Annotated in this window: 4 protein-coding genes; 2 read left to right on the top strand and 2 right to left on the bottom strand. The window is 59.5% G+C overall.

Annotation, left to right across the window (positions count from 1 at the left end; translation table 11 throughout):
- Positions 1-35: 35 nt before the first annotated feature.
- Positions 36-1238, bottom strand: coding sequence for an NnrS family protein (locus WAW39_RS14970; protein ID WP_422320005.1), 1203 nt, complete (start codon positions 1236-1238; stop codon positions 36-38).
- Complete coding sequence (locus tag WAW39_RS14965) at positions 1235-1696, bottom strand: group III truncated hemoglobin (protein ID WP_422320004.1); 462 nt, start codon at positions 1694-1696, stop codon at positions 1235-1237. The genes WAW39_RS14970 and WAW39_RS14965 overlap by 4 nt, the downstream gene beginning before the upstream one ends.
- A gap of 165 nt (positions 1697-1861) precedes the next feature.
- Here WAW39_RS14965 and WAW39_RS14960 point away from each other — a divergent pair, with 165 nt between their 5' ends.
- Both WAW39_RS14960 and WAW39_RS14955 read left to right on the top strand, forming a co-directional pair.
- Positions 1862-2461, top strand: coding sequence for a hypothetical protein (locus WAW39_RS14960; RefSeq protein ID WP_422320003.1), 600 nt, complete (start codon positions 1862-1864; stop codon positions 2459-2461).
- Positions 2462-2777: 316 nt separating this feature from the next.
- Positions 2778-13454 (top strand): Ig-like domain-containing protein, encoded by a 10677-nt coding sequence (locus tag WAW39_RS14955; protein WP_422320002.1) that lies wholly within the window; start codon positions 2778-2780, stop codon positions 13452-13454.
- Positions 13455-13494 lie beyond the last annotated feature (40 nt).

Here is a 13494-nt window from a genome sequence, read left to right as displayed (position 1 = left end):
GCTGATTTTGCGGGGGTGTTGGAACCCGCCGCAGCTTAATCCTCCTCATCCCGCTTCACAAAACGCCGGCGGTGCCACAGCAGCCAGAACAGCGCCAGCAGTGCCCACGTCAGTGCAGCGTAGATGTGATGGGACATCGTCGTCGAAGGCACCCAAGCGGGCGTGGCGCGGGTGATGGCGGCCAGAACGCCAAGGAAGATCAGGAAGCGCACCCACTTGCTCGTCACAAAAAAGCCGTCGAGATCGCCACTGTGACCAAACAGCACGCGGCTGCCAACAATGAGCATGAGCATGCCGAAGCCGCCGATGTAGAGCAGGTGCTCCACGCTGACATGCTGGGTGTAGAAGAATCCGGCCAGCGCCAGACCGAGCCAGCCGAGGATCAGCGACCAAAACAAACCGGTGGTGAGTGAGCCGCTCTGCGCCGTCTTCCAGCGCACTTCCATGAGCAAATAGCCTGCCGCCACGAGCGCGCGCAGTGCATAGCCTGCGATGATCTGGCCGCAGGCCTCCAGCAAGAAGCTGCCCACGAGCAGGATTGCCGCCATGAGAGCGCGCATGAGCTTTGTGCGGCTCTGCGCCGCCGTTTTCGGATCACCAAAATCTCCGCCGAGCATGCGTGGAAACACAAACGCGCCGATGCCCAGCACCGGCGGCAGCAGCAGGCCCTGATAGAGCAGCAGATTGGCGAGACGAAGGCGCTGCGGATCGAGCAAAGTGGCATTTGTCAGCAGCAACGACGCACCTGTGATGCCACAGATCAGACCTGTGAGCGCGAGTAGCAACTGCGGTGGCGGCGCTTCCTTTCGAAACTTCACCACGCGAACCACAAGACACAGCAGCAGTGAACCGAGCAGCGCTATGAAAAACATATCCCCCCAGGCCATGTGCAGGGTGAGATGGGAAAAGCCGCAGGCCTGATGCAGCGCGAAGAGCCAGAACAGCTCCAGAGGCGTGAGCTTCGGAGCAGTGGCCATGCGCGGCCCGGCGGTGCCGAGAAAGCCGACGACGAACGCCGCACCAAAGGCCTCGATCATGATCCGCGCGTGAACGAAGCTGGGATAAAAACCAAGCTGCTGCGCATAATACAACGGCCACAGTGCCACGCCGATGATGCTCCACACCGCACCGCTGAAAAAGAACAGGCGGTAGGGCTCCGACGCGAGCCAGCGCAGGCCATCACGGCGCGCACCGGTGGCTTTGTGTTTCTTGTGTTTGCAGGCGGGAAACTGGCTCATGCGGCAGGCTGCTGATAACGTGAATAACGCGCGCGTTGTTCCGGAGTGAGGTTGGCGGGATCAAAGCGGGGATCGGGCACCTGGTTGATGCGCGAATAGATCACGTTCGCCATGTCTGCCGCGCAGTTCTTGATGTGCTCCGCGCGCTCACCGCCAAAGAGATCATCCACCGTGCTGCGAAAGAGCTGCAGCCAGTGATCAAACTGCGCACGGCCCATGGGCGTCTGCGGCACCAGCTTGGCATGCGCGGCGATGGGATTGCCGGTAAAGCCGCCGGTGCGGAAGAGCACCGTCTCCCAGAAGGCGTACATCTTGGGCAGATGCGTGGTCCAGTCTGTCTTTGCGACGTCGTTGAAGATGAACCCCAGCACCTCGTCGGTGCGCACGCGGTCGTAGAAGGTGTTCACCAGAGTTTCGATTTCGGCGCGTCCGGTGATGTCAGGCTTGGCTTCAAACATGTATTTACCATGCAACATTAACCGCACCTGTCGCTTCTCGCTTAGTGCGGCCTTGTGCGCAGGAATTGGCGCGGGGGGGACTGCGCGCAATAAACGCGCACCTCTGCGCAGGATCGGCGCATTGATGCATCGGCGATGCAACTTATTAAATAGCCCAACCAAACCATGAAACTTATTCTCTCCTCCATCGTCACCATCACCGCTGTCATGACCCTGCTGGTCAATGCCGCCGCGCTCGCGGTCGAACCCACTGCCGTAGCCACTGAAACAGCCTCCAACACCGTCTGCCCGATCAGCGGCAAACCGGTCGATCCTGCCATCACCGCCGACTACGAAGGCCGGAAATGGTCCTTTGCCCAGGAAGACTGCAAAACCAAATGGCTGAAGGCCCGCGAAGACAGCCTGTATCAAAAGCTGGGAGGCAAGGCCGCCATGGAGGCTGCGGTGGACGCCTTCTATGTCAAAGTGCTGGCCGATGACCGCGTGAAGCATTTCTTCGACGACGTGAGCATGGACAAACAGCGCCGGAAGCAGAAGGAATTCCTCAGCGCCGCCTTCGGTGGTCCGCTGCCATGGACCGGCAAGGACATGCGCAAAGCCCATGAGGGCATGGGCCTCACCGAGGTACATTTTAACGCCATCGCTGAAAACCTCGTGAACACTTTGAAGGATCTCAAGATCAGCCAGGAACTCATCGACCAGGTCGTCGCCGTCGCGCTCACGACCAAGGACGATGTGCTTGGCCGTCCGAAGAAGGCCAACTGAGAGCCGTCCCTCTCTCGTTGACCCAAACATACCGCCGTAGTGAGTGCCGGGAGTCGCTCGCTGCGGCGGTTTTGTTTTATTCAAGCGTCCTCGGGTGGAGTTTGGAATTTCCCGCAGGGTGTATAGATAGGATTTTATCCCAATTAAATAATGGGTCTGCCTAGGAAACAGAAAGGAAACAGTTGAATTCTGGGGCGGAATTTCGTAATTCTGGCCGTATATGCTCCGACGATTTTTTGTCCCTGTTTTAACCCTCGTGCTGCTGACCTTGGTCGGATGGTACCTTTTTGGGACAAGAGAAATTGCCCCACCTTTAGTGTCCAAGCCCCCTGCGGACGCCGGGGCGCTCAAATCCAGCCCGCCGAATTTAAAACCTGCCCCGACTGCTGCCCCCGCCGTTTTTGGCACCCGCGAGGCCAATCCCGAGGTCAAAGCTCAGCCGGCACCGTATATCGCGCCGCAGAAGCCGGCGGATCTGGCGGCCACTACGGAGCGGGCCCGCTTCCTGCAAGACGCGCGCATTTTGCAGGAACGCGCCACGCCGCCGGATGCGCAGGGAAACTTCACCAAGAAGCGGGTGGTGGAGGCAAAGTTCAAATACCCGTTCCTGCGCATTGAGGAGTCATGGAAACGTGATGCGGCGACGGGGGTGGAAACCATGCAGGAGCAGAAGGTGATGGTGGCGGACCATTTTCTGCTGACGCTGAAAGACGGAGTGACCGCCGGGGAGCTGCAAACGGTGCTGGACGGCCTGGGCGGCAAGGTGCGCAGGCATCTGCCGAATTCGCAGGTTTACATTGTGGAAACGGGCACTTCTGACCTGGACTTGTACGACATCAAGCTGAAGGATTTCCGGCTGAGCGGGGCTGCGATGCAGATCGTGGAACCGGACTACGTGGTCTTTGCTTCGCTGACGCCGAACGATCCTTCCTTCTCCTCCCTGTGGGGCATGAACAACACCGGCCAGAGTGGTGGAGTGGGCGACGCGGACATTGACGCGCCGGAGGCCTGGGATGTCGCCCGGGGCAGCTCTGCCGTCGTGGTCGGCATCATCGACACGGGAATTGACTATACCCATCCTGATCTGGCGGCAAACATGTGGCTGAATGCCGGCGAAATCCCGGGGAACGGGATTGATGACGATGGCAATGGCTACATCGACGACATGCGGGGCTGGGATTTCGTGTCGAATGACAATGATCCGGCCGATGACCATTATCACGGGACGCACTGTGCAGGGACCATCGGCGCGGTGGGAGACAACGGCATCGGAGTCGCCGGGGTTTGTCATACGGTGCGGCTGATGGCGCTGAAATTCCTCTCCGGCAGCGGCGGAGGTTCGACCTCAGACGCCATCGAGGCCGTGCTGTATGCGACGGCGAACCACGTGACCCTGACATCCAACAGCTGGGGCGGTGGCGGCTATTCGCAGACCTTGAAAAATGCGATCGACGCCGCAGGGACGGCCGGCATTCTGTTTGTGGCGGCGGCAGGGAACAGCGGCATCAACACGGACCTGTCTGCCTCCTATCCCGCCTCCTATGACTCGGCGAACATCATCTCCGTGGCCGCCAGCGACAACGCGGATGTGCTGGCCAGCTTCACCAACTATGGTGCCACCACGGTGGATCTGGCGGCACCTGGGGTGAGCATTTACTCCACCAGTCCGGGTGGTGGTTACCGCACGCTGAGCGGCACCTCCATGGCGTGTCCGCACGTGGCAGGCGCCTGTGCCTTGATCAAATCAGCCCGTCCCGCGATGAACTGGTCGGACATCAAGAGCTCGCTGATGAGCAATGTCGATGGGGTGGCGGGGATGACCGGCAAGGTGGCGGCGAACGGGCGCATGAACCTGGCACGCGCCTTGATCATCGCATCGGAGCCGTATGTGACACTGACTGCACTGCAGGCCTCCGACAGCGGCCTGCAGGGAGGTGCTGGCAACAACGACGGTGTGCTGAATCCCGCCGAGGACATCACGCTGGCGGTGACATTGAAAAATGTGGGGGCGAAAACTGCCAAGGGCGCCGCGAGCACGCTGACGGTGACGTCTGCGGGGAACAAGGTGACCGTGCTTCAGGGCAGCAACTCGTGGGGCGATCTTGCCGTGGGTGGCACCGCGTCCACCGGAGGTACGCCTTTTCTCATCCGGATCGCCGCAGACACCCCTACGCCGCATGTTTTTTCGCTGATTTTGAACACGACGGACACCGACGGCCACGCGTGGACCTCCCAGGCACAGCTCACGGTTTTCACCAGCAGCACCGTGTCCGGCCGGGTGACGGCGGTGACGGGCGGCTCGGGCATCGCAGCAGCTTTGATCAACTACACCGGGACGTCCACGGGCAGCGTCGTGACGGCGGCCGATGGCACCTACAGTGTGAAACTTACCGACGGAACTTATGAGTTCCGCGCCACAGCGCCCGGCTACAATCCGTCCGCGAGCACCTCCGTGACTGTGCCGCCAAATCCTGCCGCGGTTGATTTTGCGCTCGGGAAATCTCGCATCCAGGTTGCACCTTCCACCCTTGCCTCCACCCAGTATGAGGATGCGGTGGCCACGAAAACCCTGACGCTGACCAACAATGGTGACCAGCCGCTGACATTTGACGTCAATTCGGTGCCGCGCAGCTCGGTGCTTTCAATGGACCCGGGCACGGCCAGCATTCAGGCTCCGCCGATTCTGGGTGTGCTGGATGCGGCGGCCGAGACGCAGCCTGCAGGCGTGAAGCAGCTCATGCGCATCGCGTCGGGATCGACGCCACTGCCATTTTCGGACGGCTTCGAAAGCGGCACCTTGAACGGATGGGCAAACGGTTCCGGTGCCGGCACACGAGAAATCGTGTCCAGCACGGCCGCCTCAGGCAGCAAGAGTTTTCACTACAACTACCAGGGAAGCACCGATCACTTTCATGGCATCAACCGTGACTTCAGCCCTGGCTCCAAGCCCAAAACCATCTCCTTCTGGGTGAGATCCGGCTCCACGACCACTCATGATGGCTACTTCGTGCTCACAGACGGCACCTATGGTGATGACTTGATCTGGTTCTTTGCACGGGGTTCAGGCAAGTTTTACGTCAATGGCGACGTCGGCGGCGACGAGACCTTCAGCTATCAGGCCAATGTGTGGTACCACGTCGAGTTTCAGGATCTCGACTGGACGGCGAAAAATTTCGACTACTACGTCAACGGCACGCTGGTGAAGGCCAACATTCCATTCCGGAATGCGGCGTATGTGGACGAAGTATCTCAGCTGTGGCTTTATAACTTCAGCACGGGGTCCGAAGCCTGGTGGGATGACATCCGCATGATGGATGCAAGCCTGAACTGGCTGTCCCAGACACCCACCGGCGCCACGCTGGCACCCGGGCAGTCCACCACACTCACCGTGACCTTTGATGCGACCGGCAAGCTTGCGGGAGATTATCTGGGCCAGATTGACATCAGTTCGAATGATCCTGCCAACCCCGTGGTGTCCGTGCCGGTGACCATGACGGTGCAGCAGCAGCCCAACACACCGCCCGTGGCGGACGCGCAGACAGTGACGCTGAACGAGGATGCGCAGGCGGTCATCACGCTTACAGGCAGTGATGTGGATGGCAACGCCCTCACCGCGCAAATTCAGACGCTGCCTGCCCAGGGCAGCCTGTACCAGACGAGCGATGGCACCAGCATGGGCGAACGCATTGTCACAGTGCCGGCGATCGTTTCCAACAACGCGAAAAAAGTCATCTTTGTGCCGCCGCCGAACGAGAACGGCACGCCTTATACCAGCTTCCAGTTTGCAATGAATGACAAGCGCTCCCAGTCCACAGCGGCCACGGTGACTCTCAATGTCACGGCGGTGAATGACCTCCCGGTGGCCTTCAATGATTTTGCCTCGGGCCTGCCGGGGCAGATGATCACGCCCATCACGGTGCTGGCGAATGACATCGATCCCGATGGCCAGACTTTGACGGTCAGTTCCTTCACCCAGGGTCTCAAAGGAACCGTGGCCAGCAATGGGGACGGTACGCTGAGCTTCACCCCCAGCGGCAGCTTTACCAGCGGGCAGGACTCCTTTTCTTACACCATCAATGATGGTGCCGGAGGCAGCGCCACCGCCACGGTGACCGTGTACGTGGGCCTCTTGGCCGCCGGGCCCTGGCCCATGGTTGGCGGCAACACGGCGCACACCGGCTTTTATCCGGGTACCCTGAACGGGCAGACGTTTTCGCAGGCATGGACGCTGCAGGTGGCTCCGCAGGCACTCAATCAGGTGTCCATTGGGGAAGGAAGAGTCTTTGCGACGCCGAACATCTATTACAACGAAACGCAGGTTAGCGCGGTGGATCTGGCCACAGGGCTCCTGGCGTGGAAAAAAACATGGCCTGTCCAAGCCTACCAGATGAATGGCCCCGCCTATTTTGGTGGCGCATTATATGTGCAACGTTCGAAATCTACCACCTACACGGATTCTCCTGAGATAGTCAGCATCAATGCGGGCAGTGGTGCGCTGAATTGGTCCTCCAATCTCTCAAGTTTGTCGTCCGGCTATATGCCCGCGACAGTCACTGACACATCAGTGTTTATGAGCAGCGGCTTCAGTATCGGCGGCGTGGCCTGCTTTAACCGCACAACGGGCAGCCAGCAGTTCTTTAACAACACTCTGGAGACAGGCGACGGCTGGACGCCCGGTGTCTATAATGGCAAGGTCTATTCCTTCGTCACCAGCAAGTTCCGCCAGCACAACATGGCCACGGGTGCTGTCGAATGGATGGTGGATCTGATTTGGGCAAACATGCACACGACCATATCTCACACCATGGCCATCGCCTCGGGTGCAGCATTCGTCGTAAATGTCAGTTCCGCATCGAGTGGTGAACTCGTCTGCATTGATCTGACCACCCAGGCTGTGCGCTGGCGTGTGCCGGGTGTCCTGATCGGCACGCCAGCCGTGGCTGGAGCGTCGGTCTATGCCTTTGACACTTCAGGGAATGTCAAGGCCTACGACACCGCCACCGGCACCCTGCAGAAGACCTACACCACGGGGATCGGCACCTACGGCACCTACCAGCCCATTGTCACCAACGATGCTCTCATTGCCTCCTCCGCGACGAGCACTGCCGTTCACGATCTGAGCACCGGCACAAAAATCCAGACAATCGCCGCCGGGGGCATCCCCAGCCTCAGCAACGGCTATCTGCTGCTGGCAGGAACCGATGGAGTTTTGCGGTGCTACGCCGCATTGATCAACACCTCCCCCGTCGCCACGGCGCTGACCGCTACCTGCGTGGAGGATCAGACCGTCACCCTGACACTTCCTGGGACAGACGCTGACAGCGATCCCCTCGCCGGTCTCATCACTGCCCTGCCAGCCAAAGGCACTCTCTACCAGACCACGGACGGCGTGCAGGTGGGGAATCCGATCACCCAAGTGCCCGTCATCGTACAAAACCCGGCGCGCAAGGTGATCTACCGCCCTGCGCCTGATGGTTTTGGCACCCCCTACACAACGTTCAAATTCAGGATTAACGACGGCAAGATCAGTTCCACCGAGGCCGCAGCCACGATCAATGTCACTAATGTCAATGACCCTCCCATCGCGGTGAATGACACGATCTATCTGCGACCAGGCAACACCCTGGCGGCCTGCCTGCCGGCAGCCAATGATGTGGACGTGGATGGCGAGGTGCTGCAGACCGTCTCCTTCACCACTCCGTCCAAGGGCTCTCTCACTCAGAATGGAGATGGCTCCCTGCGCTATGTGCCACAAGCGGATTTCCAGGAAGGCTCCGACAGCTTCCAGTACACGATTCAAGATGGTGCGGGCTTGAGATCTACAGGAGTCGTGCAGGTTCTCGTCAGTGCCTCCTATGGCACGGAGTGGACGCAGTTCGGCAATGGGCCGGATCATACTGGACGCTATCCTGGTTCGCTTGGGACGCAGACCTGGGTCCAGCGGTGGGAATACGCTTCCACCATTGCCATGACACCCCTCGCAGTGGCTGGAGGAAAAGTCTTCGTGGCTCCTACGGACAGCGTCAATGGATACAGCTATTTGATTGCGCTAAATGAAAGCACTGGCGCAGAAGTGTGGCGCGCGCAGATGGCCGCAGGCGGTGTGAATCCGCCCAGCTTTTATCAAGGCAAGGTGTACATCCAGCATGCGGTTACCAATGACTATCGCGTTCGTTCGTTCGATGCGGCAAGCGGTGCCGCCCTGTGGAGTACTTCGTATGGAAGTCAGGGTTACCGACATTACTCGCCGGCGGTGTCGGATCTTGGTGTGTGTATTAACGGAGGCACTTTCGGGGGCATCTACGGGTTTGACCGCACGACGGGAACACAGAAGTTTTTCAACTCGACTCTGGCTCAATATGATCGTTGGACACCCGGAGTTTATAACGGGCAGGTGTATTCTTTTGTCGAAGGCAAGCTGCGCCAGCATCATCCCGACACCGGCGTCTCTCAATGGACGCTGGATCTCGGATGGAATTGGTCCGGCTGGTCGATGGACCGGGTTATCTGTCTGGACTCTGGCAAAGCCTATGTCGTAAACAATACTGCAAGCGGCAGCGAGCTGGTATGTGTCGATCTTGCAGGGCCGGCGGTGACGTGGCGTGTCTCAGGGGCGTTCACCGGCACTCCCGCCGCCTCCAACGGCGTCGTGTACGCATGCAGCGGTGGCGTGGTGAAAGGATTCAATGCTTCCAGTGGCCGGTCAGTGGCCGATTACACCGCCGGCACGGAAACCAGCCTGAACGGAGCTCCTGTAGTCAGCAACGACCTTCTGATGATCGGTTCCTCCAGCAAGACCTATATCTTCAATCTCGCTACGCGCGCATTGATTCAGACGCTGAGTTTCGGCAGTCAGATCGCCGTCGCCAACGATCTCCTTTACCTTTCCGGCGCGGATAACAAAGTGCACGTCTATGGCAGAGGCGTACCGACGAATCTGGCACCCGTTGCGCAGGCGGCTCAAGTTGGTATTCTTGAGGAGGCGGAGGTCGCCATCAAACTCGAAGGCACGGATGGCAATGGAGAAGTGCTCAGTTATGTGGTTCGCACACTTCCGACACAGGGGACTCTGTATCAAACGACCGACGGTTCCACCAAGGGGGCCGTGATCAACCAAGTGCCGGCCCAGGTGCTTAACAGCACTGGTGCCATCATTTACCAGGCCCCGTTCAATGTATTTGGTGCAGGCGCCGGGTCGTTCACCTTCACGGCGCATGATCAAATCTCCTCCTCCGCTACAGCCACGATCACCGTCAACATCACGCCGGTCAATGACCCTCCAGTGGCAGTCTCTGACCTTGTGGCCCTTCGTCCGGGCGAGCCCCTGCTGAATTTCCGCCCCGAAGCCAATGATCGTGACCCGGACGGGGATCTGCTCTCGGTGGTGGCTTTCACCCAAGGCACTTCGGGGCAGGTCACGCAGAGTGCAGACGGCTCTCTGCAGTATGTTCCCGATGAGGGCTTCACCACGGGCACGGATGCCTTCACCTACATGATTCGCGATGCTGCAGATGTGCATGCCACCGGCACGGTGAGCATCACCCTCAGCACCACCTTGGGTCGCGCCTGGCCCACCTTTGGCGCGGGTCCGGATCACACAGGCTTCCAGCCCATCCGGCTCGGCACGACGATCTTCACGCAGCGCTGGCAGTCAAACCAGACCTATGCCGCCAGACAGCTCGCCATCGCCGAGGGGCGCGTTTATGCCAGCCTGATAAACTTTAATGGTCTGACAGCTCAGAGCTTGGTCGCAGTGGACACCGCCTCGGGTGGGGAGCTGTGGAGGTCAAACTTTCCCTCAGGGACCTCCACAAATCCCCCCACTTGGTTCAATGGGAACGTTTTCATGCAAAACGGCAACAGCTACAACAGCCGGTTCTACAATCTGAATGCGACAACCGGTGCCACACTCTGGAATTCCCCTTTTTCCGCTCAATTTGAGACCTACTATGCCCCTGCAGCAGATGCCTCGGGTGTCTACATTAATGGTGGGAACTACGGGGGCATGTATGGTTTCAATCCATCATCCGGGGCGCAGTTGTTTTTCCAGAGCCTTGACCAATATGACCAGTGGACGCCCACACTTTACAATGATGGTCTGTATTCCTTCGTGAAAGGCGTCTTCCGCAGTCATAACAAGACCACTGGTGCCACACTGTGGAACCTGAATTTTGGCTGGTCAGGGGGGTATTCCATGAATCGGACCGCAGCTTGTTTGAACGACCGGGCCTACCTCGTCAATGACTCCGTGACCATTCCGGCTGGTGATCAAGAACTCATCTGCGTGGATCTCGTCCTTCATTCGGCTGCATGGAAAGTGCGGGGCAAGTTTACTGGCACACCTGCTCTGGCACATCAGTCCGTGTTTGCCATCTCCAATGGCAACTCCATCAAATCCTATGATGCCACCACGGGTGCTTACATTGGAGTGTACCCTCTGCCGGGGACGGACACCGGTCTCACCGTGCAGCCTATTGTCACCAACGATTCCGTCATCGCCTCTTCGGCCACGAAGACCTATGTCTTCGATCTCGGCAGCCATGCCCTGCGCCAGACCATCGCTTTTGGCGGCAACATCAGCCTCGCTGGTGAATCCCTCTACATTGCCTCCAGTAACGGCATCATTCGTGCCTTCGGTGTGCCAGATGCACTGAACCACTCACCGGTGGCTCTGGCGCAGACCGCCACAACACCGGAGGATACGCGCGTAACCTTCACGCTGCAGGCCACGGACGCGGACAATGACTCTGTGAACTTTGTGATCTCCACCCTGCCAACCCTCGGCACCTTGTATCAAACAAGTGATGGGACCTCTGTCGGCACCCCCATCACTACAGCAACCACCCTGGTCACCAATGCAGCAGGCAAAGTCATCTACCAACCAGCTGCCGACCGCTTTGGCTCACCTCTGACGAGCTTCCAGTTCGCGGCCAGCGATGGAAAGGCTGTTTCCGCCCCAGTCACGGCCACCGTCATAGTCCAGCCCGTCAACGATGCGCCCATTGCGCGTGCGGATGCTCGTGTGGCGCAGCCGGGGCAGATCGTCAGCCCTCTCCGTGAACGGCTCAACGACTTCGATGTGGACGGGGATTTGCTCACCGTTGTTTCCTTCACGCAGCCGACGCTTGGCACGGTCGCCTTCAATTCAGACGGCACGCTGTGCTATCGTGCGCCTTCAGATGTGGCCGTGGGAAGCACCCAGTTCAGCTACACCATCACCGATCCGTCAGGGGCCACCGCCAGTGCGAACGTCGTCATCTCCATTGTGGAGAACATCACGGGGGCCTGGCCCACCTTTGGCAACAGCCCCGCACATACGGGCTACTCCTCATCCGCACTTGGCCGCACCGGCTGGGCTCAGCGTTGGAGCTATAGCACGGGCAGCAGCGGCAACAACCTGCAGCCCGTCGTCAGCGCCAGCGGCAGGATTTTCGCCTCCTTCCGCGACTCCTTAAGCCGCGTCGTCGCCATTGATGCCAGCAGTGGCGCCCAGCTTTGGTCAAGCAGTTTCGCCAGTGCCTACTCCATGAATCCGCCCACCTGCTATGACGGACGTGTGTATGTGCAGCGCGGCAATCATAGCGGCGACTCCCAGCTTATTGCCTTGCAGGAAGACACCGGCACCACCGCCTGGTCTGCACCTTTTGCCGCGCAGTCGGAGAACTACATGGCGCCGGCGGTGACGAATCTCGGTGTTTTCGTCAATGGCGGCACCTATGGCGGCATCTATGGTTTCGCTCTCGCTGACGGTTTGCAGAAGTTCTTTCTGACCAAGCCACAATCATCCGGATGGACGCCCTCCATTTTGGACTCCGAAGTTTACGCCTTTGTGAATGGCGACTTTGTCCGCCATAATCCTTCGACTGGTGCCGTCCTTTGGACCCGGTCTCTTGGCTGGGGCGGTTTTGGTTACAGCATGGACCGCACCACCGCGCTGGACAGCCGCCGCGCCTATCTCGTCAACGACAGCCCCACGACCGTCTATTACGATGAAGATCTCACCTGCATCAATCTCGACACCCAAACTGTCGTCTGGTCTGTGAATGGCGACTTCACCGGCACTCCTGCCATCTCCAACGGCACCGTCTTTGCACTCAGTGGGAACGTCGTCCAGGCTCGTCTGGCAGCGGATGGCAGCCTCATCACCACGTATGACACGCCATCCGGCACCTACCTTTCCGGCCAGCCCATTGTCACGGATGACCTCGTCATCGCCGCCTCTGCCAGCAACACCTTTGTCTTTGGCCGTTACGACCAAGTGCTGCTCGCCACGCTGAACCGCGGAGGAAGCCCTGCCGTGGTCGATGATGCGCTGATCATCTCCAGCCCGGCCACCGGCACCGTCTCCGCATGGGCTGCGCAGCCGGCGATCACCTTCACGCCGCCCGGGGGCAGCTTTGACCAGCCGGTGGGTGTGGTCATCGGTGCGGCGGATCCCACCACCAGAATCCACTACACTGTCGATGGCTCGGCACCAGATTTCACCAGCCCATGGCTTGTCTCCGGGGCTCCCGTCCGCATGAGCTGGAGTGGCAAAATCCGCGCCATCTCCGTCAAAGGCTCGGAAGTCAGCCGCATCCATGAGGCTTCCTTCACCATTGCCGACTCTGATGGCGATGGCATTGCCGACTGGTGGGAAATGCAGTTCTACGGCAGTCTTTCCGCCGCCACGGCCGCCTCTGACAGCGATGGGGATGGAATGACCGACCTTGCCGAGTTCAAAGCTGGCACGGACCCTCGTTCCGCCTTGGACCGACTGGAGACGGCGCCCAGCATTTCGCATGCTGTACCCGGCAACGAACTGGTGTTGACCTGGAAATCCAAGGCCGGACGCCTCTACATCGTGGAATCGTCCAGTGATCTCAAAAACTGGGTTCCCGTATCGGCGGTTCTGGAGGGCACGGGTGCCACGATGAACCAGAGCATGAGCATGAATTCGAATGCCACCTTGTTCGGGAGAGTTCGCGTGCTGCCAGCTTTGATGTCGCCGTGATCCGTCCGTGGCACGAGGAGAACAACCGCGTGCCCAAGCG

The organism is Prosthecobacter sp. (genome assembly GCF_049294395.1).
In the GTDB taxonomy this organism is placed as follows: Bacteria; Verrucomicrobiota; Verrucomicrobiia; order Verrucomicrobiales; family Verrucomicrobiaceae; genus Prosthecobacter.
The sequence above is the reverse complement of the archived record's forward strand: the minus strand, read 5'-3'. Positions and strand labels throughout refer to the sequence as shown.

Bases quoted from the DNA above. Each gene is read 5' to 3' on its own strand.
- WAW39_RS14970 (WP_422320005.1), bottom strand. From the start codon at position 1,238: ATGAGCCAGTTTCCCGCCTGCAAACACAAGAAACACAAAGCCACCGGT.
- WAW39_RS14965 (WP_422320004.1), bottom strand. From the start codon at position 1,696: ATGTTTGAAGCCAAGCCTGACATCACCGGACGCGCCGAAATCGAAACT.
- WAW39_RS14960 (WP_422320003.1), top strand. From the start codon at position 1,862: ATGAAACTTATTCTCTCCTCCATCGTCACCATCACCGCTGTCATGACC.